This is a genomic window from Streptomyces sp. NPDC001902 (genome assembly GCF_042891295.1).
Classification (GTDB): Bacteria; Actinomycetota; Actinomycetes; order Streptomycetales; family Streptomycetaceae; genus Actinacidiphila.
Genome location: NZ_JBIATA010000002.1, coordinates 358,667 through 380,334, shown reverse-complemented (window position 1 = coordinate 380,334; position 21,668 = coordinate 358,667). Strand labels below are relative to the sequence as shown.

Genomic DNA, 21,668 nt, shown 5'->3' with positions numbered 1-21,668 from the left:
TCCGGCACCGCCTCCGCACCCCCGTCCGGACCACCCGGGGCAGCGATGGGGCCGCGTCCGGGCCCCGTACGATGGGCACATGACCGCTACGACTTCCCGCCGCGTCCTGCTCGCCGCCCCGCGAGGCTACTGCGCGGGTGTGGACCGTGCCGTGATCGCCGTCGAGAAGGCCCTGGAGCAGTACGGGGCCCCCGTGTACGTCCGCCACGAGATCGTCCACAACAAGTACGTCGTGCAGACCCTGGAGCGGAAGGGCGCGATCTTCGTCGAGCAGACGGAGGAGGTGCCGCCCGGGTCGATCGTCATGTTCTCCGCCCACGGCGTCGCCCCGGTCGTCCACGAGGAGGCCGCCAAGGGGCGGCTCGCCACGATCGACGCGACCTGCCCGCTGGTCACCAAGGTCCACAAGGAGGCCGTGCGGTTCGCAGGCGAGGACTACGACATCCTCCTGATCGGCCACGAGGGCCACGAGGAGGTCATCGGCACCTCCGGCGAGGCCCCCGACCACATCACCCTGGTCGACGGCCCCGGCGACGTCGGGAAGGTCGAGGTCCGCGACCCGTCCAAGGTCGTCTGGCTATCCCAGACCACGCTCTCCGTGGACGAGACGATGGAGACCGTCGACGCGCTCAAGGAGAAGTTCCCGCTGCTGATCTCGCCGCCGAGCGACGACATCTGCTACGCCACGCAGAACCGTCAGCTCGCCGTGAAGCAGATGGGCGCCGAGGCCGAACTGGTCATCGTCGTCGGCTCGCGCAACTCCTCCAACTCCGTGCGCCTGGTCGAGGTCGCCAAGCTGGCCGGGGCCCGGGCCTCGTACCTGGTGGACTTTGCCGACGAGATCGACGAGGCGTGGCTGGACGGCGTGTCCACCGTCGGTGTCACCTCCGGCGCCTCCGTGCCCGAGGTGCTCGTCGAGCAGGTGCTGGAGTGGCTGGCCGCCCGCGGCTTCGAGGACGTGGAGATCGTCAAGGCCGCCGAGGAGTCGATCACCTTCTCGCTGCCCAAGGAGCTCCGCCGGGACCTGCGCGCCGAGGCCGCCGAACTGATGCGGGGCGGCACCTCCGAGGGGTGACCGACCGTGCCACGTCGTAGCGTTGGGGCATGAGCGTTTTCGGTGTGGACATCGGCGGATCGGGCATCAAGGGTGCCCCGGTCGACCTCGGGCGTGGTGACTTGGCGGAGGAGCGCTTCAAAGTGCTCACTCCCCATCCCGCGACCCCCGACGCCGTCGCGGAGTGCGTGAAGCAGGTCGTCGACCACTTCGGGTGGACGGGCCCCGTCGGGGCCACCTTCCCCGGAGTGGTCACGCACGGCATGACACGCACGGCGGCGAACGTCGACAAGGGCTGGATCGACATGGACGCCGCCGGGCTCCTGTCCCAGAAGGTCGGCTGCGCGGTGACCCTGCTCAACGACGCGGACGCCGCGGGCATGGCCGAGATGGAGTACGGGGCAGGCCGTGGCCGCAAGGGCACGGTCATCGTGCTCACCCTCGGCACCGGCATCGGCAGCGCCGTCTTCGTCGACGGCAACCTGCTGCCCAACACCGAACTGGGCCACCTCGAACTGCACGGCCACGACGCCGAGACGAAGGCCTCCACCAAGGCCAAGGACGACGAGGGCCTCACCTGGGAGCACTGGGCGAAGCGCCTGCACAAGTACCTCACCCACGTCGAGATGCTCTTCTCGCCCGAGCTGTTCATCCTCGGCGGCGGGGTCAGCCGCAAGGCCGACAGGTTCCTGCCGCTCCTGACCGGCATCAGGGCCGAGATCGTGCCGGCCGCGCTGCAGAACAACGCGGGCATCGTCGGCGCGGGCATGGCGGCGGCCGCCGTCCGCTCCTGACCGCGGCGGCCGGCGGGAGGCGGCCGGTGGAGGGCGGCGCCTAGCGGCGCCGTTCGCGCATCACATAGGCCACCTTCCGCGCGGCCGCGATCACCGCGGCACCGACCGTGCCCCCGTACAACCAGCCCGTCTGGGTGGCGAGCCCGGTCAGCAGGCCCATCAGGTGGCCCGTGAAGCCCCCGCCGTCGCCGCCGGCCGTCACGGCCAGCGCGATGGTGAAGGCGATGGGCGCGCTGACCGGCGCCGCCGACAGGTCGTACGGCCGTACGAACGCCCCGGCGGCGAGGCAGGCCAGCAGGAAGACGACCCCGAAGAGGGTGCCGGGCTCGCCCGTGATCAGCGAGTCCGCGGCCCCGCCGGCGAGCGCGGTCAGCGTGATGAAGACGCCCGTGCCCAGTCCGGTCAGCCGGGGCTCCGTCCGGCGCAGCCGCGCCACCCGTAGCAGCAGCGGCCCCCGGGGCAGACCGCCCCGGACGGCGGTCGCGCCCTGCGGGCGACGCTGCGGGCGGACCGGCCGCGGCAGCGGGGAGGCGGCGGTGGGTGCACCGCTGTTCTTGTGGGGTGTGCGCGCACTGTGTTGCTCCACGCACCCAACGTAGGCGCCGAGGAGGGGGGAAACGGGGGCAGGACACGACTTTTCACCGCCGCAGGGGGCCACTGGGGGCGCGGCCCGTCCCGGAGCCGGTGCGTTCCGTAGACTGGTGGATCGGTCCGCCGGTCGCCCGCCCGGGCGTGGCGGCCCATCCCACCCACCTCTCGCTACGGGAAGTCGTCACGTGTCGCTCACGATCGGAATCGTCGGCCTGCCGAACGTCGGCAAGTCGACCCTGTTCAACGCCCTGACCAAGAACGACGTGCTGGCGGCCAACTACCCGTTCGCCACGATCGAGCCCAACGTGGGCGTCGTCGGTGTCCCCGACCCCCGTCTGGACAAGCTCGCCGAGATCTTCGCCTCGCAGCGCAAGCTCCCGGCGACCGTGGACTTCGTGGACATCGCCGGCATCGTCCGCGGCGCCAGCGAGGGCGCGGGCCTGGGCAACAAGTTCCTCGCGAACATCCGCGAGTCCGACGCGATCTGCCAGGTCATCCGGGCCTTCGTCGACCCGGACGTGGTCCACGTCGACGGCAAGGTGTCCCCCAAGGACGACATCGAGACGATCAACACCGAGCTGATCCTCGCCGACCTGCAGACCATCGAGAAGGTCGTGCCGCGGCTGGCCAAGGAGGTCCGCCTCCAGAAGGAGAAGGCGCCGGTGCTCGCCGCCGTCCAGGAGGCCCAGCAGATCCTCGAGGACGGCCGCACCCTGTTCTCCGCCGGCATCACCGCCGGCACGGAGAAGGGCCGGCTGCTGCACGAGCTGCACCTGATGACCACCAAGCCCTTCCTGTACGTCTTCAACGTCGACGAGGACGAGCTGACCGACGAGGCCTTCAAGGCCGAGCAGCGCGCCCTGGTCGCCCCGGCCGAGGCGATCTTCCTCAACGCCAAGATCGAGTCCGAGCTCATCGAGCTCGAGGACGACGAGGCCCTGGAACTGCTGCAGTCCATGGGCCAGGAGGAGCCGGGCCTGGCGACCCTCGCCCGGGTCGGCTTCGACACCCTCGGCCTGCAGACGTACCTGACCGCGGGCCCCAAGGAGGCCCGCGCCTGGACGATCAAGAAGGGCGCCACCGCCCCCGAGGCCGCCGGTGTCATCCACACCGACTTCCAGAAGGGCTTCATCAAGGCGGAGATCGTCTCCTTCGGTGACCTGGTGGAGGCCGGCTCCATCCCCGAGGCCCGCGCCAAGGGCAAGGCCCGCATGGAGGGCAAGGACTACGTCATGCAGGACGGCGACGTCGTGGAGTTCCGCTTCAACGTCTGACCTGCCGTTCCCTCCGGTGTCACGGGCCGGGCCCCCCGGGGTCCGGCCCTTCGTCGTTTCGCGCGTACATGCCAGGCGATGGTCGGCGGATGTACGGGAGGCCGCCGGATGGTGAATCGTTTCGGTCGCGGGGATGCACAGTGTGTGCAGGTCCTTTTGGGATGTGTGGGACGCGGGGTGGAATCGGCGCATCCCGGCTCCGAGATGTGAGGAAACGATGGCGTCCCTCGGCAGGCTCTACTCGATGTTCGACGACGTGGTACTCCCGGAGGAGATCCCGTACGCCCAGATGAGCGTCTGGGAGCAGAGGTTCCTCTACCTGGTGGCGCGTCACCACGTGAACGGCACCGGCGCCCTCGTCGAGCTGGGCTCGGGCGGCGGCGGCTCCACCTACGCCATCGCCAAGGGGCTGCGGGAGAACCCCGCGTTCGACGAGCAGAAGGGCCGGCTGCACGCCTTCGACTTCTTCCGCGTGGGCAAGGGAACCTTCGCCACGCAGCGGTTCTTCAAGGCGGGCAAGGCGCCGGAGGGCGACAGCTCCTTCCGGGAGGACTTCGAGGCGGCGCTGGCCCCGTTCATGGGGTTCATCGAGGTCCACGCCGGCGACATATGGACCACCTCCGACCCGGAGGACAAGAGCCCCATCGAGTTCCTGCACGTCGACATCGCCAAGACGGCGCGGGTGTTCCGGTGCGTGGCGGAACGTTTCCTCCCGCGCCTGGAGCCCGGTGCGGTCGTGCTGCACCAGGACTTCGCGAGCCCCCGCCTGCCGTGGCTGCACCACAGCACCGGCGCCCTGCTCCCGTACATCGAGATCGCCGGTGCGCCGATCCGTTCCACCCTCGCCTTCGAGGTCGTCCGGCCGGTCCCGGCCGAGCTGCTGGAACGCATCGCCAAGGACGACCACACGGTGGACGAGAAGCTGGCCCTGATCACCGCGGTGCAGGACCAGGTCGACCTCGACCACACCGGACGGGTCCCCTTCAAGCAGGTCCTGGAGCTGGCCAAGGCGTACGTGTGCCACTACGCGGGCGACCACCAGCGCGCCTGGAAGATCGCCAAGCCGCTGCTGAAGGACCCGTACCTCTCGGAGACCCGCGCCGACCACTTCGCCCAGCTCCAGCGCGCCCTCGACCAGGAGGCCGCCCCCGCGCCGTCCCGGGTGCGGCGGCTGCTGCGCAAGGTGACGGGCGGCTGACCGCCCTCCCGCAGGTCACAGCACGGCGACGGAAACCGTGCACCGGGGGGTGCCGGCGGGTGCCGCGGGCCACCATGGCGGGCATGCGTACACGCCTCAGCACCGGAGTGCTCCTCGCGGCCGTGCTCCTCGCGGTCCCCGCCTGCAGCTCCGGCACCGACTCCGGCAGCAAGCCCGACGCCGGTGGCACGCCGTCCGTCGCGGCGTCCGGTTCGAAGGTGCCGGACATCAGCGAGGGCATCCCCGAGGAGCCGACCGGGGCCCGGCGCGCGGCGCTGCTCGCCGCGCTCAAGGCCGTCGACCCGGCCCTGGCGGCCGACGCGGACAAGGCCGTCGCCAACGCGCGTCAGCAGTGCGCCACCATCACCGGCGGCGGCAACGCGGTCGCCGCCGCGCAGTCGCGCTTCGGCAGCGCCGGCCACCAGCTCACCGAGGAACAGGCCAAGGCCGTCAACGAGGTGCTGGAGCAGACGCTCTGCACGTCCTGAGCCGCCCCGCCCCGACCCGGTCTACGGGGACGGGGCGGCGGCCACCGGGTTGATGCTGTCGAAGCAGACCAGGCCCAGGGCCTGCGACAGCAGGAACGAGCCGCTGTAGGCGTCCGCGGTGATCTCGGCGTCGAAGGACCCGCTCCGCAGCCACCGTGCGTCCGCCGGGAGGAAGCCGGCCAGCCGGCCCGGGAGCACGGGCAGGCTCGCCGGGCGGAAGTCGTGGTGCGCGGTGAGCGCGGCGACCCGGCCGTCCGTGAGGGCGGCGACGCCGACCACCCGTACGTCCGAAGGACCGGGGACCGACCTGCCGTCGTTGCCCGCGACCAGGTCGTACCCCAGCCAGTGGGCGCCGTGGAGCCGACCCAGCTGCGGGAAACGCCGCTCCAGCGGGGCGGTGTCCGTCCGTACCGGGCCCTCCGCGGCCTCGCGCCGCTCCGCCTCCGGACGCCACGAGCCGCACCCGGCCGCGAGCACCGCCGCACCCGCGGCCAGCACCGTCCGTCGTGTCGTCATGCGCCCGCCCCCTGACGGCCCGCTTCGATCGCCGGGTTGTCCAGCGTCGTCCAGAAGGCGGCGTCCGGCTCCGGCGGCAACGGAGGGGAGCCGAGGTCGGTGTGGAGCGCGGCGCGCCAGCCGGGGGAGATCCGGGAGCGGACGTCGGCGGTCCTCACCAGCGCCCGGTGGGGCAGGTCGGTGAGCAGCAGCACGAAGCACATGACGGCCTGTGTGCGGACGCCGTCGTGGTGGGCGGACGCCTCGCGGCGGACCTGGCGCAGCCTGAGCCCGAGCGGACCGGTGCCGGTGAGCCCGACGGTGCGGCCGCCGTCGAGGGTGTCCAGGGCGGCGGCGACCTCGGGGTACCTTGCCAGGCCGGACTCTTCGGCGAGCCGGCGCATCTGCCGGGCCGCGGCGGTGGCGACCGTCGTGCGGGGGAGCGTGGCCACGAGTGCGCCGAGACCGCCCAGCTTGCGCACGTGGACGGCGCGCAGCGGCTCCTCGGAGCCGCGCGGCGGCAGCGGCGGCAGCGAGGCGTCGTCGGGGGAGGGCAGCGGGTCCGAGGGATCGCCCCACTCGGGGTGGGCGCGCTCGGAGTCGTCCCACTCCAGGACGCCGTCGCTGACGACGGGCCAGGTCCGGCCGCCCTGGAAGGGCAGCCCGCGCTCCAGGCTGTCGGCGACGTCGCCCAGGTACGCGCCCAGCGACGGGGCGTGGCCGAAGTCGGTGCCGGCCCCGTCGAAGAAGCGGCCGACCGCGCCGAAGGACGCGCCGGGGCGGCAATCCACGGTCAGGCCGTCCGCGGTGATGGCGTAGGAGGCGAACTGCACGAAGCGGTGGTGCCAGTAGGCGCCGTCGTTCTCCGCCAACTCGTCCTCGTCGAGGACCTCGGCCAGCATGCCGCGCAGGAAACCGGACCGCTCCTCGCATCCGTGGGTCCCCAGCAGACCGTCGTGCGTCGGCAGGAGGAAGTCCTCGTCCGCCCCGTCGTGCCGGCGCAGCGTGGCCACCAGGTCCGGCGGGAAGGTGACGCCCATGCGCCGCTGCACCGCGGCGATCTCCTCCCGCGGCGCCGGCGGGTGGAGCATGGCGAACGTCGCCGGGGCGTGGGCGCCCAGCCAGAAGTCGATGCGGTCCCAGGCCTGTTCGGCCGCTTCGGCGGACATCGTGGCTCCCCCTCGGGTGTCGGCGCCCCGCTGGCAGAACCCTAACGGTGGCCGCCGACAGCGGGTCGCGGAGGCCGGGATATATTCGCGCGGCCGTTCGCCACGCCACCCGCCCGTGAGGAGCCGTTCCGTGCAGCCTCCGCCGTATCCGTCGTACCCCCTCCAGCCGGCGCTCCCGCCCGCGGCGCAGCGGGCGCCGCTAAACGGGCTCGCCGTCGCCGCGCTGGTGACCGGGCTGCTGTGCATGCTGCCGGTGGTCGGCGTCGTGCTGGGGACGATCGCGCTGGTGCAGATCAAACGGACGGGCGCGCGCGGCAAGGGCATGGCCGTCACCGGCCTGGTGCTGTCGGCCGTCGGCACGCTGCTGTGCGCCCTGGTGCTCGCCGGTGGGGCCGCCGCGTTCGTCAAGGGCTTCAAGGAGGGCGTCAGGGAAGGGGCGCGGGACGACGGCGCCTTCTCGCTGCGCCGGGGCGACTGCTTCGACACCCCCGGAGGCGACCTGGAGGCCCCGACCTCCGACATGGACACCGTGTCCTGCGCACAGGGGCACGCCGGCGAGGTGGTCGGGACCTTCCGGCTGCCCGGGCCCCAGGGCTACCCGGGCGACACGGAGCTCAAGGACCTCGTGGAGGACCGCTGTCAACGGTTGTCCGACACCTACGCCATGGACAGCTGGGCGGTGCCGGCGGACGTCAGGGTGTACTACTACGCCCCGGACCGGGGGACCTGGAAGCTCGGGGACCGGGAGGTGACCTGCGTGTTCGGCAAGGAGAAGGGCGTGCTCAAGGGCTCCCTGCGGCAGGACGCGAGCACGCTCGACGCGCACCAGGTCGCCTATCTGAAGGCCGCCAACGTCCTCAACGAGGCCATGGCGAAGGGGCCGGAGGAGGAGTACGTCGAGGACGACCTCGAGGGCTACCGCACCTGGGCCGGCGAGGTCTCGGTCGCCCTCGCCGCCGAGGCCCGGGCGCTGGACGCCCACGACTGGCCGGCCGGTGCCGAGCAACCGGTCGCCGCGCTCGTGGCGGAGGCCGGGAAGTCACGCGCGCACTGGGTCAAGGCCGCCGCGGCGAAGGACGCGGACGCCTACTACGAGCACTACGAGGCGGCGGACTCGCACAGCGGCCACGAGGAGGCCGTCAGGGCGCGGGAGGCGCTGGGGCTGGCCACGACGGTCGCGGCGGCGAACCCTTCGGTGTGATCAGCCCCGACTCGTAGGCGTAGACGACCAGTTGGGCACGGTCGCGGGCGCCCAGCTTGGTCATCGCCCGGCTGACGTGGGTCTTGGCGGTGAGCGGGCTGATGACCATCCGCCCGGCGACCTCGTCGTTGCTGAGCCCGCGGGCGACGAGCGCGAGCACCTCGCGCTCCCGGTTGGTCAGCGCCTCCAGGCCCGCCGCGTGCGTGGCGTCGGGCGGCCGCGCGACGAACTCGCCGATCAGTCTGCGCGTGATGGCGGGGGAGAGCAGGGCGTCGCCGCGCTCGGCGACGTGGATGGCCTGGACGAGGTCGGCGGGTTCGGTGTCCTTCAGCAGGAATCCGCTGGCGCCGGCGCGCAGCGCGTCGAAGACGTACTCGTCCAGGCCGTAGTTGGTCAGGATGACCACGTGGACGCCGGCCAGCCGCGGATCGGCGGCGATCAGCCGGGTCGCGCCGATCCCGTCGAGCACGGGCATCTGGACGTCGAGGAGCACCACGTCGGGCACGTGGCGCCGGGCGAGTTCGACGCCCTGCTGACCGTCGCCCGCCTCGGCCACCACCTCGATGCCGTCCTCGGCGTCGAGGAGGGCGCGGAATCCCGCCCGCATCAGCGCCTGGTCGTCGACGATCAGCACGCGGATCACGACACCTCCTCCAGCGGCGCCCCGGCCGCCCCGGGCGCCCCGGGCGCCGTCCTGCCGTCGGCCGCCGGCAGTGCGTCCAGGGGGAGTTCGGCCCGCACGGAGAAGCCGCCCTCGGGCCGCGGCCCGGCGTGCAGCCGCCCGCCGAGCGCGGTCACCCGCTCCCGCATCCCGGTCAGCCCGACCCCGGGCACCGGGCCGTCGCCGGGGGCCGCGGTGCCGTCGTCGTCGATCTGGACGACCAGCTCCCGGTCGCCGTACTCGATGCGGACGGTGGCCCGGGGCTCAGGACCGGCGTGCCGGGTGACGTTGGTGAGCGCCTCCTGCACGATGCGGTAGGCGGCCCGGTCGACCCCGTCGGCCAGCGGCCGTTCCCGTCCGCCGACCGTGACGCTGGTGGGCAGTCCGGCCGTGCGCGAGCGCTCCACGAGGTCCTCGATCCGGTCCAGCCCGTGGCCGCCGCCGGTGCCGCGCAGCACCTCCAGGGTCGCGCGCAGCTCCCGCATCGCCTCCCCGCTCGCCTCCTGGATCGCCAGCAGCGCGGCGGGCACCTCTTCGCCGCGCTTGCGGGCCAGGTGGACGGCGACCCCGGCCTGCAGCTTGATGATCGAGATGCTGTGGGTGAGCGAGTCGTGCAGCTCCCGGGCGATCCGCAGCCGTTCCTCGCCGGCCCGGCGCAACGCCGCCTCCTCGCGGGTGCGTTCGGCGTCCAGCGCCCGCCGCTCCAGCTGCTCCAGGTAGGCCCGGCGGTGCCGGCCCACCACGGCCATGGCGACCGAGGCCAGGAACCAGCCGAGCAGCAGCGCGGTGGACTGCGCAGAGGTCGGCGCGGGCTGCCCGGAGGCGAGGTAGCCGGTGAGGAACGCCAGGGCCGACAGCTGCACCGGCAGCCGCTTCCCGCCCGACCTGACCGCCATGTGGACCGCGACCAGCACGGGGAACGCCGCCGAGGGGCCGGGGTGCACCCGCAGCGCGTACGCCAGCATGCAGCCGGTGCACAGCAGCAGTGCCGCCGCGGGCCGGCGGCGGCTCCCGGCGACCGCCAGCGCGCCCACCAGGCCCAGTGCCAGGTCGAGGGCGTTCGAGGGGCGCGGCACCCCGGGCAGCAGCAGGACGTCGACGGCCAGGACGACGCCGATCACCGCGTCGAAGGCGACGCCCCGCCACCCCCGCAGCCCGGCCCACCCCTGACGCCCGATCAGCGTGCCACCCATGCCCGCACCCTACGCCGCCCAGCGGGGCGGCACGTCCTCCCCGAAGACGGCTCCGCGGCTACTCCCGGTGGAGTAGTCCCGCCTACGGCCCCGGCGCCCGGAGCAGTGGCATCCCCCTTCCCCCGGAGGACGACCGGCGGGACCCCGGGCGGCCACCATCGACCCGTCGAGAACACCGCCGTCCACGAGCCGTCAGCGAGGAGGCCCGGCCATGGCCACGCCCTTCCGTCTCACCACTCCCGCGCCACCCGGCGACGCCACGGGCCGTACCGCCGAGGTCTACGCCCAGCTCGCCGCCGACTTCGGCATCGGCCGCGCGCCGACCTTCGTCGCGCTGTCGGCCGCCCCCGACCTGCTCGCGGCGACCTGGGCCGTGCTGCGCGAGTCGCTGCTGGCCGGCCGCGTGCCGCGCACCGACAAGGAGCTCGTCGCCCTGGGGGTGTCGGCGGCGAACCGCTGCCCCTTCTGCGTGGACGCGCACACCGTCCTGCTGCACGCCACGGGTGACCACCGCCTCGCCGAGACGGTCGCCCGCGGCGGCACGCCGGACGACCCCGCCCAGGCCGCGCTGGTCGCCTGGGGCGGGGCGACCGCGACCCCCGGCGCCCCCGCGGCCGTGGCATACCCCTTCGGCCCGCAGGACGCGCCGGAGTTCATCGGCACCGCGCTCGCCTTCCACTTCGTCAACCGGATGGTGTCCGCCCTGCTGACCGAGGACATGCTCCCCGGCGGACTGCAGCGGCTGCGGCTGGTGCGCAGCCTGGGTGGCCGGGCCCTGGCCCGCACCGTCCGCCGGCCGCTGCCGCCGGGGGCCAGCCTGCCCCTGCTGCGCGGCCCGGCCGGGCCCGCGCCGGAGTGGGCCGCGGACGCCCCGGTGGGCACCGCCTTCGCCGCGCTGCGGCGGGCCGCCGCCGTGGGCGGGCAGCGGCTCGGCGACGCGGCCCGGGAGGCGGTCGTGGCCGCGGTCGACGCCTGGGACGGCGCGCATCCGCCGCTCGGCGGCGACTGGACCGCAGCTCCGCTCGCCGCCGTACCCGCCGCCGAACGGCCCGGCGCACGGCTGGCGCTGCTCGCCGCGCTCGCCCCGTACCGGATCACCGAGGCGGACGCCGAGGCCTGGCGGATCGCCGATCCCGACCCCTACGACGCCGATCTGGTGCGGGTGCTGGCCTTCGGCGCGATGACCGCGGTGCACCGGATCGAGACCTCGGTCCACGAGCCTTTGCGTCGCCCCAGGTTGACAGCCCATTGACAGAGCCACGACGATGCGTGGTGCCACTGGGGCCGATGAGCCCCGTGTGCACTTCGACCACTCGCCCGGTGACGCCTCGGCCTGCTCACGTACGGGGAGAGCTGCCGTCAGCCGCGCCCGCCGGGCCACGCAACGCCAAGATTGGGTTCTGCATGTCCATATCGCGACGTGTCACCGTCGGACGGCTGCTGGGCGTGAGCGCCGCGGCCGTCGCCCTCACCGCCGTGGGTGCCACCTCCGCCTGGGCCGGCGACTGCCCGGGCGGCAAGGGCTGGGACCGCGGTGGCCACCACGGCTACAAGCCCGGCCAGGGCGGCGGCACCAAGACCTCCACCGACCGCTGCGAGTTCTCGCTCGACGGCACGGCCTGGTACCCGTCGGTCAAGGTCGACGACGTCAACCTCAAGCCCGGCGAGGACGGCAAGGTCCACGTCAGGGTCCGGGTCGCGGACGGCTCCTCGTCCTGCACCGTGTCCCTCGCCTCCTACCGCACCCACGGCGCCACCTTCCAGACCTCCGGCAAGCAGGTGTTCCACGACTGGGACACCGTGAAGATCACCACCGGCACCGACACCCTCGACGTGGCCGTGCCGGACGTCACCTGCTTCGCGCAGATCGACCTGTACTACGGCAACAAGAAGTACGACGGCGTCCTGGACGCCAACGACGGCTACGAGCACGGCGACCTGCCCGAGGGCCCGGACCACGCGGTCATCGGCGACAAGAAGATCGCCTGGTGGAACGGCGGCACGAAGGACTGCACCACGCAGACCGTCCCGTCCACCCCCGCCACCTCGACCCCGACCACCCCCTCGGGCGGCGAGACCACCCCCGCCGGTGGCGAGACCACTCCGGCCGGCGGCGAGGAGACCACCCCCGCCGCGACCGAGACCCCCTCGGCCACCGCCCCGGCCTCGGAGTCGGCGTCGGCGTCCGCCTCGGCGTCCGAGTCCGTCGAGGCCGCGACCTCGGAGTCCCCCAACGGCGGCTCGGGTGACCTCGCCGAGACCGGCAGCAGCAACGTGGGCATGATCTCGGCCGCCGCGGCCGTGCTGCTGGCCGCCGGTGGCGGTGTGGTCCTCGCGACCCGTCGCCGTCAGGCCGCCGGCCGGCACTGACCGCGCACCGGCACCCGCCGGGCGGAGAAGGGGTACGGCTGCGTCAGCAGCCGTACCCCTTCGCCGTGTCGGGTCCGACAGCCGCCCGACGCGCTCTAGCCCCGGCTCCGTACGGATTGGAACAATCCGAACCTGACCGTAGGGACCGATGCGGGGGGCTGCATGACATCTCCGGGGGAGACCGCTGTCGGCGAGCGCTACCCGACCGTGGACGAGGTCGCCGCGGCGGCCAGGGCCCTGGCGCTCCGCCGGCCCGACGTCTGCCGGCTGCGGACGGTGGGCCTCTCCCGGGCCGGGGAGCCGCTGCTGCTGCTCTCGGTCGGGCACGGATCGCGCAACGTCCTGGTCGTGGCCGGCCCGCACGCCAACGAGATGGTCGGCGGTGCCACCGTGCTGCTGCTGGCCCGGCGGGTCACCGCCGACCCCGTGCTGCGGGACGGGGCCGACGCCGCCTGGCACTTCCTGCTCTGCGCGGACCCGGACGGCGCCCGGCTCAACGAGGCCGTCCCCGACGCCCGGTTCACCATGCTCGGCCACTACCGGCACTTCTTCCGCCCGCGCGCCGCCGAGCAGCCCGAGTGGCTGCCGGACGACGGCACGCTGGACGGCGCACTGCCCGAGACCCGCGCGCTGATCGGGGTCATCGACGAGCTGCGGCCGGTGCTGCAGTGCTCGCTGCACGGCATCGACGTGGGCGGCACCTTCATCCAGGTGACCCGGGAGATCCCACGGCTCGCGGAGCGGATCGCCAAGTCCGCCGCCGAGTTCGACATCCCCCTGGAGGCCGGTTCCTCCGACGCATTCCACTGGCCGAGCCCCGGCCCGGGGGTGTACGTGCTGCCGCCGCCCGGCGGCCCGCGCGAGGACGCCTCCAACTCGACCTGGACGTACGCCCACCGGTACGGCGGGGTCACCGCGATCGCCGAGGTGCCCATGTGGGCGTGCGACCGCGCCGCCGACACCTCGCCGCACCCGGGTGCCGACGGCGCGCTGCGCACGGCGGGGGAGGCGCTGCGCCGCGCGAGCCTGCTGGTCGGCGGGCTCATCGGGGAGGTGGGCCCGCACCTGCCCGGGGACGGCGGGCCGTTGCTGCGCGCGGCGCGGGAGATCGTCGCGGTCGGCCCGGCGCTGGCCGCGGACTGGGACCCGGCCCTGCGCACCGCGGCCGCGCCGCCGCTGCCCGCGATGACCCGGGCGCGGGTCAGCAGCGTCGAGATCTACGCGCAGCGACTGCCGCTGCGCGCCGCCGCGATGCTGCTGCGGGTGGTCCGTACCGTGGACCACGGGCCGACCCCGCTGGTGGCCGTGCGTGAACTGCTGGAGGGGCTGGTGGCGGACTGGTGCGAGGCGTACGAGACCGCCCACCGGGCCCGCTGGATCCCGGTGCGCCAGCAGGCGGAGCAGCACGCACGGGTGGTGCTCGCGGCCTTCGATCTGCTGCCCGGGTGACGCGACACGGGTAAAGCCTTGCGGAAGGCTTGCGGGTGGCAACCCTGAGTTGTCAAGCTGTTGCACACAGTCAACCCGAGGGAGGGGCACGTGCCTTTCGGTGAGCAGCCCGCGTACCTGCGCGTCGCCGAGGATCTCCGCCGCAAGATCCTCGACGGCAGCCTCCCTCCGCACACCCGCCTGCCCTCGCAGGCCCGCATCAGGGCGGAGTACGGGGTGTCGGACACCGTCGCCCTGGAGGCCCGCAAGGTGCTGATGGCCGAGGGCTTCGTCGAGGGCCGGTCCGGCTCGGGCACGTACGTGCGCGAACGCCCCGACCCGCGGCTGGTCGTGCGCACCGGCTACCGGCCGGGCAGCGGCCAGGCGACGCCGTTCCGGCAGGAGCAGGCCGACGAGGGCTTCAAGGGCACCTGGGAGTCGAACAGCTTCCAGGAGGCGGCGAACGCGCGCGTCGCGGAGCGGCTCGGCATCAAGCCGGGCGACCGCGTGATGCGCACGCGCTACCTCTACCGGACGGAGGGCGAGCCGATGATGATGGCCACCTCCTGGGAGCCGCTGTCGGTGACCGGCCGCTCGCCCGTCCTGCTGCCGGAGGAGGGCCCGTTGGCCGGTCAGGGCGTGGTGGATCGCATGGCGGCGCTCGACGTCGTGGTCGACAACGTGGCCGAGGACGTCGGTGCCCGGCCAGGACTCGCCGAGGAGACCGCGGTGCTGGGCGGGGTGCCCGGTCACGTGGTCATCGAGATCCACCGGACGTACTACGCCTCCGGGCTTGCCGTCGAGACCGCGGACATCGTCATCCCGGCCGACCGCTACCGGGTGTCGTACCGGATGCCGGTGAAGTGACGCCGCCCGGGCGCCGGGCGAGGCCGGCGGGCCGCACCGGCTGAGCCCTGGGCGCCTGGCGGGCAGCGTCGCTTCCGCGTCGGTGTCCGCAAGTCCGCTGGTGGGCCGCGTGGGCGCGGGGCGCCGGCGGTGCGCGGGGCGTGCAGGGCGGCTCCGGGGCGCGCGCCGATGCGCGCGAGGCGCGGACAAGAGCCGCTTCTGAGTCAACTCCCAATCGAACATGGCCCGATCGAGTCGAATACTGCCCGAACGTGTCCGGCGCGTCACGTTCGGGCGTAGGCTCCGGCATATGCGCATCGCCGTTTCCTCGGACATGGACGAGCCCGTTGCGCGGCTGGTCGTCGACGAACTGCGCCGCCGCGGCCACACCGTGATCGCCTACGGCGCCCTGCGCGCCGGCGACCGCAAGGACTGGGCGTGGAGCGCGGAGAGCGCCGCCCGGGACCTCGCGGAGGGTCGCGCGGACCAGGCCGTCGTGTGCTGCTGGACGGGCACGGGGGCCGCCATCGCCGCCAACAAGGTGTCCGGCGTCCGTGCCGCCCTGTGCGTCGACGCCTACTCCGCGGACGGCGCCCGCAAGTGGAACGACGCCAACGCCCTCGCCCTGAGCCTGCGTCTGACCAGCGAGCCCCTGCTCAAGGAGATCCTCGACGCCTGGTTCGCCGGCGTCCCGAGCGGCGAGGACGACGACCGGGCCAACGTGGCGCACCTGGAGGACATCCGATGAGCGAGCTGGTCTGGGTCGTCATACGTCAGGACGACAACGGCAACCGATACCGGGTCGGCCGCTACGCCACCCGGCAGGAGGCCGAACGTGTCGCCGACACCCTGGACGCGCGCAGCCACAAGCAGCTGTACCTCATCGAGCGGATCGACCGCCGCGCGTCGTAGCCGTCCACCGACGGCCGCCGCGACAGCCGCCACGGATAGGGTGCCGCCCATGACGACGCACGACGTGACGGTGGTGGTCGGCGCGGCCGTGCTCGACCGGGGCAGGCTGCTCGCGGCGCGGCGCAGTGCGCCGCCGGAGCTGGCGGGGCGGTGGGAACTGCCCGGCGGCAAGCTCGAACCCGGGGAGACGGCGCCGCAGGCGCTGACCCGTGAGCTGCGCGAGGAACTGGGCGTGGAGGCCGAGGCACTGGAGCGGGTCCCCGGCGAATGGCCACTGGGCCGCGGCTACGTCCTGCAGGTGTGGACGGCCCGCATCCTGTCCGGGGAGCCCCGGCCGCTGGAGGACCACGACGAGCTGCGCTGGCTCACCCCCGACCGTCTCGACGAGGTCGACTGGCTCGACCAGGACCGTCCCGCGGCCGCCTGGGCGGCGGCCCGGGCCGTCCAGGGGTCGACCCCGGGCTGACCGACCCGGCTCCCCCGGGACCGCCCCACGGCGCGCCAGGACGGATATGCGGCGCGGAATATCGGGTATGGGGGGATTGATCCGCCGACGGTCGGCCGGCCCTGAGCCGGTGGCCCTGCAATGGTCTGGGGTCCCCACACGTGAACGGGAGCGAGGACGGCACAGGCAAGGGCGAGGACCCGGGACCCCCCGAGTCCCCGGCCGGGCACGGACGTGCCCACGCCGGTCTCCAGCCCGGACCCGCGGGACCGGCGCCGGGCGGGCCCACCGCTTCGGGGACGCTCCTGGACACACTGCGGCTGGCCGTGGTCATGCTCGACACCTCCGGCCGCGTCCTGCTCTGGAGCCCGCTCGCGGAGGAGATGCTCGGCTGGGCGGGCGAGCACATCGTGGGCCGCCGGGTCTCCGCCCTGATCGGCCCCGGCGAGGACGGCCGGCCGTGGAGGACACCGCCCGCCGCCCGCCGGACGGCCTCCGTGCCCCGCCCCGGTCCCGCCGAACGCATCCTCGCCGAGCTGCTGCGCACCGGCCGCTGGGAGGGCATCCTCTCCGTCCGGCACCGCGACGGCCACCAGGTGCAGGTCGAGGCGCGCGCCTCGCTCCTCGTGGACGGCGACGGCCGGCCCTTCGTCCTGGTGTCGATCGCCGAGACCAGCCGGATCCGCAGCATGGAGCACGACCTGGCGGCACTGGACTCGCTCTTCGGCTCCTCGCCCCTCGGCGTCGCGATCTTCGACACCGAGCTGCGCTACGTCCGTGTCAACGAGGCCCTGGCGCGGATGAACGGCGTCCCCGCCCAGGACACCCTCGGGCACCGCGTCGAGGAGATCGTGGCCGCCGAGGCCGCCGACGAGCTCGCCACCCTCCAGCGGCACGTGCTGGCCACCGGGCGCGCGGTCATCGACGTCGTGGTGCCGGGCCCGGCCGGGGGGTGGCGCTCGGTGTCGTACCACCGGCTGGAGGACCGGGCGGGCCGGGTGCTGGGCATCAGCTGCACCGTGATGGACGTGACGGAGCGCCAGCAGAGCGCCGAGAAGATCGAGCGGGCCCGGCGCCGGCTGGCGCTGCTCAACGACGTCGGCTCACGCCTGGCGGACCTGCTGGACGTACGGCGGATCGCCGAGGAACTGGCCAGGACCGTCGTGCCGCGGTTCAGCGACTACAGCGGGGTGATCCTGCACGCGGCCGTGCCGGACGGCGGGGAGCTGCCCGGCGCCCCGTACGGGGAGCGCACCGAGATGCGCCAGCTCGGCATCGGGGCGGCCAAGGAGGGCCCCCTGGTCGACCGGATGATCGGCATCGGCAAGGTCATCCAGGTCGACCGGGCGTCCGTCTTCGGCTCCGTGCTGCACAGTGCGCGGCCCGCCCTGGTGCGCAGCGCGGACGAACTGCGCGACACCGTCGCCACCTTCCCGGGCGACCCCAAGGTGCAGGCCGCCCTGGACCTCGGCATCCACTCGCTGATGGTCGCCCCGCTGCGGGCCCGCGGCATCGTCCTCGGGCTGCTGGTCGTCAGCCGCGCCGGCGGGCGCGAACCCTTCGACGCCGACGACGTCGCCCTCGCCATGGAACTGTGCGACCGCTCCGCCGCCGCTCTGGACAACGCCCGCCTCTACATCCGCGAACGCGAGGGCGCCCTGATGCTGCAGCGCAGCCTGCTGCCGCAGAGCGTGCCCGAGCCGCCCGGCGTCGACCTCGCCTTCCGCTACGTCCCCGGCAGCACCGGGGCGGCGGCGGGCGGGGACTGGTTCGACGTCATCCCGCTCGCCGGCGGCCGGGTCGCCCTCGTGGTCGGGGACGTCATCGGCCACGGGCTGCGCGCCGCCGCCACGATGGGCCGGCTGCGCACCGCCGTACGGACCCTTGCCGCCCTGGAGATGGCGCCGGAGGAACTGCTGCGCCGCGTCGACGACCTCGGCGACGACCTGGCCGCGGGCACCGCCGAGGGCTGGACCGCGACCTGCGTCTACGCCGTCTACGACCCTTCCACCCGGCGGCTCGTCGTGGCCCGCGCCGGGCACCCGCCGCCGGTCCTGGTGGAGCCCGGCGCCCACGGGGGCGGCCGGGCCCGGCTGCTGGACTCCCCGGCCGGGGTGCCGCTGGGCGTCGGCGGCGTGGACTTCGAGTCGGTCGAGCTCGACGTGCCCGACTCCTCTGTCCTCGTGCTCTACACCGACGGCCTGGTCGAGGCGCGCGGCGAGGACATCGGGATCGGCATGGACCGGCTCCGGTCGGTGCTCGCCCGCCGTCCGCTGCGCTCGCTGGAGGAGGCCTGCGACGACCTGCTGGCCACCCTCGCCCACGGCCGTGAACCCGACGACGTGGCCCTGCTCATGGCCCGCCTCGGCGGCCTCCCGGAGGGCAGCACCGCCCACTGGACGTTCGCGGCCGAGCCGAGCGCCGTCCGCCGTGCCCGGCGCCAGGTACGGGAGACCCTCCGGGACTGGGGGCTGCGCGACCTCTCCGACGTCACCGTGCTGCTCGTCAGCGAACTCGTCACCAACTCCCTTCGGTACGCCCGCGGACCCATCGGCGTGCGCATGGTGCGCGGCACCTCGCTGCTGGTCGAGGTCTCCGACCCGCTGCCCGACCCGCCCCGCCGGCGCGCCGCGGGCGAGGAGGACGAGGGCGGCCGCGGGCTGCAACTGGTCGCCCGCACCTCCCGTCGCTGGGGCACGCGGCACGGGCCGCTGGGGAAGACGGTCTGGTTCGAGCTCGCCCTCCCCGCCCCGGCGACCGCCGCGGGCGGCCCGCGCGGATGACCGGTCACGCACGGTTCGGCGGGCCGGAGCAGGGTAGTTGAAGTGGGGCGTCGGCGGAATTCGTACGCCTCGAGATGATGCTGTGATCGACAAGTGCATGTGCGGAACGGGGGTAATGCTGAATACTCGGCACCAGCCGGTCCGTATGTGTGAGCTGGAGGGGTCGGGCGTGAACGATGAGCCGTCGGGGGTTGTTGGGCCCCGGAACCCTGAGGCCGTGACACAGAGCGCCTGGCAGTCCAGTCCGCCCGGCTCCCTCTACGACTACATCCGGGTGGCCTCGTTCTCCCTCGGCCCCGACGGGCGGATCGAGCAGTGGAGCGAGCGCGCCGAGGAGTTCTTCGGCGTACCCGCCTCCGAGGCGCTGGGCCAGGACCCGATCACCGCCTTCGTCCCCGAGGACCGGCGTACCCGGGCGCACGAGCGCATCGCGGAGATCCTCGACGGGCGCGAGTGGATCGGCACCGTGCCGTACCGCGACAAGGCCGGCCAGGAGGGCCTGGCCGAGGTCTACGTCATGCCCTCGCGGAGCGAGACCGGCGGGCGCGGGGCGCTCTGCATCGCCGTGGACGTCCGCGTCCTGCGTCAGATCGAGACCGATCTCGCCTCCTCGCAGGCGGTGTTCGGCCAGTCGCCGATGGGCTTCATCCTCTTCGACACCAACCTCAAGCTGCTCCGCGTCAACCAGCGCTTCGCCACCGTCTTCGGCCGCAGCCCCGGCGACCACCGGGGCCGCACCCCGCACGACTTCCTCTCCCGCGTCGAGGCGGACCGGCTCACCGCCGCGCTCAAGCAGGTGCTCGACAGCGGCGACCCGGTGCTGGACATGACGATCGTCGGCACCGTCTCCTCGGGATCCGGCGCCAACAACCGCAGGCGCTGGGCGATCTCGCTGTACCGGCTGCACAGCGGCAGCGGCCGCCCCATCGGCGTCGCCGGCCTCGCCCAGGACGTCACGGGACGCCAGCGCGCCGAGCGGGAGGCCGCGCACACCCGGCGCAACCTGGCCCTGCTCAACGAGGCCAGCCGGCGCATCGGCAGTTCCCTGGACCTGGAGACCACCGCCCGCGAACTGCTCGACGTCGCCGTGCCGCACTTCTGCGACCTGGCCTCCGTCGACCTCTACCAGGCGCTCCTGGTCGGCGAGGAGGGCCCGGTCGGCACCGCGGACGGCAGCGGCGAGGTCCGCCGGGTCGCCTTCGCCAGCGCCGTCTCCGACGCGCCCGTCGCCCCCCTGGACGGCGGCCACACGGGCGGCCCGGTCTCCGTGGGCGCCGTCCACCGCTACCCCTTCAACTCCCCCTGGGCGGGCGCCCTGCGCACCGCCCAGACCCAGGTCATAGGCGCCGACGGCGGCGACCCGGAGGTGGAGCTCGGCGAACTCGGCGGGGGCCTGGTGCAGTCCACCCTCGCCGTGCCCGTCGTCGCCCGCGACACCGTCCTGGGCCTGGTCCAGTTCGCCCGCGCCAAGGGCAGCGAACCGTTCTCCGAGCGCGACCGGATGCTCGCCGAGGAACTCGCCGCCCGCGCCGCCGTCTTCATCGACAACGCCCGGCTCTACCGGCGCGAGCACGAACGCGCCCTCATCCTGCAGCGCAGCCTCCTCCCGCCCGGCAACCCCGAGGCCGCCGGACTCGACATCGCCTGCCGCTACCTGCCCGGCAACATGGAGACCGAGGTCGGCGGCGACTGGTTCGACGTCATCGAGCTCCCCGGCCACCGCACCGCGCTCGTCGTGGGCGACGTCATGGGCCGCGGACTGCGCGCCGCCGTCGCCATGGGCGAGCTGCGCACCGCCGTACGCACCCTGGCGCTCCTGGACATCGAGCCCGCCGACGTGCTCTCCGCCCTCGACGAGGTCGCCCGCGGCCTCGGGGGCAGCGGCGACGGCCGCAGCAACCGACGCGGCAAGGAGGCCGACGGCTCGGACCTGTCCGAGGTCTACCTCGCCACCTGCGTCTACGCCGTCTACGACGCCATCACCCGGCGGGTCACCATCGCCAACGCCGGCCACCTGCCGCCGGTCCTGGTCGAACCCGGTGAGCAGGCCATGATGCTGGAGGTGCCCACCGGCATGCCGCTGGGCGTCGGCGGCGAGCCCTTCGAGGAGGTCGAGGTCGACCTGCCGGACGGCGCCCTCCTGGCCCTGTACACCGACGGTCTCGTCGAGTCCCGCAACCACCCGCTCGACGAGGGCCTGCGCGCCTTCCGTGCCGCGCTCGACGAACCCCAGCGCCCGCTGGAGGACGTCTGCGACCACATACTCGCCCGGCTCGACACCGCCCACGGCGAGGACGACATCGCCCTGCTCATGGCGCGCGTCCACGGCCTGCCCGAGGACTCCGTGGGGGACTGGACGCTGGAGCCCAACCCCCGCTCGGTGGCCCGCGCCCGCGAGCTCGCCCGCGACTGCCTGGTCGCCTGGGGCCTGGCCGCGCTGGTCGACACCACCGAACTGCTCGTCAGCGAACTGGTCACCAACGCCCTGCGGCACGGCCAGGGCGACATCCGGCTGCGCCTGCTGCGCGACCGCACCCTGGTGTGCGAGGTCTGGGACGACGCGCTCGCCCAGCCGCGCCGCCGACGCGCCCGGGCCACCGACGAGGGCGGCCGCGGACTGCAGCTGGTCTCCCTGCTCAGCACCCGCTGGGGTTCCCGGCGCACCCATCGGGGCAAGACCGTCTGGTTCGAGCTGGACCTGCCCTCGGACGGCGAGGGCAGCACCGGCGAGGACACGATAGAGGCGCTGCTCAGCCTCTTCTGAGC

The 21,668-nt window shown here is 73.9% G+C and carries 20 protein-coding genes; 15 read left to right on the top strand and 5 right to left on the bottom strand.

What is annotated here, in order from left to right:
- Nucleotides 1-79 precede the first annotated feature (79 nt).
- Both ACFYYN_RS05000 and ppgK read left to right on the top strand, forming a co-directional pair.
- Nucleotides 80-1,075: a 4-hydroxy-3-methylbut-2-enyl diphosphate reductase gene (locus ACFYYN_RS05000; protein WP_500366696.1), complete on the top strand. Its 996-nt coding sequence runs from the start codon at nucleotides 80-82 to the stop codon at nucleotides 1,073-1,075.
- Nucleotides 1,076-1,104: 29 nt separating this feature from the next.
- On the top strand, nucleotides 1,105-1,848 hold the full coding sequence (ppgK, locus tag ACFYYN_RS04995; protein ID WP_500332250.1) for a polyphosphate--glucose phosphotransferase: 744 nt from the start codon (nucleotides 1,105-1,107) through the stop codon (nucleotides 1,846-1,848).
- A gap of 40 nt (nucleotides 1,849-1,888) precedes the next feature.
- On the opposite strand, the gene ACFYYN_RS04990 is transcribed toward ppgK, so the two are convergent.
- Nucleotides 1,889-2,434, bottom strand: coding sequence for a DUF6542 domain-containing protein (locus tag ACFYYN_RS04990; protein ID WP_500332251.1), 546 nt, complete (start codon nucleotides 2,432-2,434; stop codon nucleotides 1,889-1,891).
- A 190-nt stretch (nucleotides 2,435-2,624) separates the two neighbouring features.
- On the opposite strand from ACFYYN_RS04990, the gene ychF reads away from it, so the two are divergent.
- From ychF to ACFYYN_RS04975, 3 genes are all read left to right on the top strand, one after another.
- Nucleotides 2,625-3,713: a redox-regulated ATPase YchF gene (ychF, locus tag ACFYYN_RS04985; RefSeq protein WP_500544694.1), complete on the top strand. Its 1,089-nt coding sequence runs from the start codon at nucleotides 2,625-2,627 to the stop codon at nucleotides 3,711-3,713.
- Between the two features lie 217 nt (nucleotides 3,714-3,930).
- Nucleotides 3,931-4,911 carry a class I SAM-dependent methyltransferase gene (locus ACFYYN_RS04980; RefSeq protein WP_500332252.1) on the top strand — a complete coding sequence of 327 codons (981 nt, stop codon included), beginning with the start codon at nucleotides 3,931-3,933 and terminating at the stop codon, nucleotides 4,909-4,911.
- An 83-nt stretch (nucleotides 4,912-4,994) separates the two neighbouring features.
- The gene (locus ACFYYN_RS04975) at nucleotides 4,995-5,399 is read left to right on the top strand and encodes a hypothetical protein (RefSeq protein WP_500544693.1); all 405 of its coding nucleotides are present in this window, start codon (nucleotides 4,995-4,997) and stop codon (nucleotides 5,397-5,399) included.
- Nucleotides 5,400-5,420: 21 nt separating this feature from the next.
- Here ACFYYN_RS04975 and ACFYYN_RS04970 read toward each other — a convergent pair whose 3' ends face one another.
- On the bottom strand, nucleotides 5,421-5,915 hold the full coding sequence (locus tag ACFYYN_RS04970) for a hypothetical protein (RefSeq protein ID WP_500544692.1): 495 nt from the start codon (nucleotides 5,913-5,915) through the stop codon (nucleotides 5,421-5,423).
- A complete protein-coding gene (locus ACFYYN_RS04965; protein WP_500544691.1) occupies nucleotides 5,912-7,063 on the bottom strand; it encodes an SMI1/KNR4 family protein in 1,152 nt (383 codons plus the stop codon). The genes ACFYYN_RS04970 and ACFYYN_RS04965 overlap by 4 nt, the downstream gene beginning before the upstream one ends.
- A 130-nt stretch (nucleotides 7,064-7,193) precedes the next feature.
- Here ACFYYN_RS04965 and ACFYYN_RS04960 point away from each other — a divergent pair, with 130 nt between their 5' ends.
- Nucleotides 7,194-8,264, top strand: coding sequence for a DUF4190 domain-containing protein (locus tag ACFYYN_RS04960; RefSeq protein WP_500544690.1), 1,071 nt, complete (start codon nucleotides 7,194-7,196; stop codon nucleotides 8,262-8,264).
- On the opposite strand, the gene ACFYYN_RS04955 is transcribed toward ACFYYN_RS04960, so the two are convergent.
- Entirely contained in the window at nucleotides 8,203-8,907 is a 705-nt protein-coding gene (locus tag ACFYYN_RS04955) for a response regulator (protein ID WP_499513735.1), read from the bottom strand. The genes ACFYYN_RS04960 and ACFYYN_RS04955 overlap by 62 nt on opposite strands.
- Nucleotides 8,904-10,118, bottom strand: coding sequence for a sensor histidine kinase (locus ACFYYN_RS04950; RefSeq protein WP_500544689.1), 1,215 nt, complete (start codon nucleotides 10,116-10,118; stop codon nucleotides 8,904-8,906). The genes ACFYYN_RS04955 and ACFYYN_RS04950 overlap by 4 nt, the downstream gene beginning before the upstream one ends.
- Nucleotides 10,119-10,329: 211 nt before the next feature.
- Here ACFYYN_RS04950 and ACFYYN_RS04945 point away from each other — a divergent pair, with 211 nt between their 5' ends.
- The 9 genes from ACFYYN_RS04945 to ACFYYN_RS04905 all read left to right on the top strand — a co-directional run bounded on the left by ACFYYN_RS04945 (nucleotide 10,330) and on the right by ACFYYN_RS04905 (nucleotide 21,666).
- Nucleotides 10,330-11,370 (top strand): carboxymuconolactone decarboxylase family protein, encoded by a 1,041-nt coding sequence (locus tag ACFYYN_RS04945; protein ID WP_500357274.1) that lies wholly within the window; start codon nucleotides 10,330-10,332, stop codon nucleotides 11,368-11,370.
- Nucleotides 11,371-11,522: 152 nt separating this feature from the next.
- Nucleotides 11,523-12,488, top strand: coding sequence for an LAETG motif-containing sortase-dependent surface protein (locus ACFYYN_RS04940; RefSeq protein ID WP_500544688.1), 966 nt, complete (start codon nucleotides 11,523-11,525; stop codon nucleotides 12,486-12,488).
- Between the two features lie 162 nt (nucleotides 12,489-12,650).
- Nucleotides 12,651-13,937 (top strand): M14 family zinc carboxypeptidase, encoded by a 1,287-nt coding sequence (locus ACFYYN_RS04935; RefSeq protein ID WP_500544687.1) that lies wholly within the window; start codon nucleotides 12,651-12,653, stop codon nucleotides 13,935-13,937.
- A 90-nt stretch (nucleotides 13,938-14,027) separates the two neighbouring features.
- On the top strand, nucleotides 14,028-14,783 hold the full coding sequence (locus tag ACFYYN_RS04930) for a GntR family transcriptional regulator (protein WP_500544686.1): 756 nt from the start codon (nucleotides 14,028-14,030) through the stop codon (nucleotides 14,781-14,783).
- Between the two features lie 289 nt (nucleotides 14,784-15,072).
- Nucleotides 15,073-15,510, top strand: a complete 438-nt coding sequence (locus ACFYYN_RS04925) for an RpiB/LacA/LacB family sugar-phosphate isomerase (protein ID WP_500328035.1) — start codon at nucleotides 15,073-15,075, stop codon at nucleotides 15,508-15,510.
- Nucleotides 15,507-15,674, top strand: coding sequence for an SPOR domain-containing protein (locus ACFYYN_RS04920; protein ID WP_500544685.1), 168 nt, complete (start codon nucleotides 15,507-15,509; stop codon nucleotides 15,672-15,674). Before ACFYYN_RS04925 ends, ACFYYN_RS04920 begins: the two co-directional genes overlap by 4 nt.
- Nucleotides 15,675-15,723: 49 nt before the next feature.
- The gene (locus ACFYYN_RS04915) at nucleotides 15,724-16,140 is read left to right on the top strand and encodes a (deoxy)nucleoside triphosphate pyrophosphohydrolase (protein ID WP_500544684.1); all 417 of its coding nucleotides are present in this window, start codon (nucleotides 15,724-15,726) and stop codon (nucleotides 16,138-16,140) included.
- Between the two features lie 140 nt (nucleotides 16,141-16,280).
- On the top strand, nucleotides 16,281-18,902 hold the full coding sequence (locus ACFYYN_RS04910; RefSeq protein WP_500544683.1) for a SpoIIE family protein phosphatase: 2,622 nt from the start codon (nucleotides 16,281-16,283) through the stop codon (nucleotides 18,900-18,902).
- A gap of 145 nt (nucleotides 18,903-19,047) precedes the next feature.
- Nucleotides 19,048-21,666: a SpoIIE family protein phosphatase gene (locus tag ACFYYN_RS04905; protein WP_500328033.1), complete on the top strand. Its 2,619-nt coding sequence runs from the start codon at nucleotides 19,048-19,050 to the stop codon at nucleotides 21,664-21,666.
- Nucleotides 21,667-21,668 lie beyond the last annotated feature (2 nt).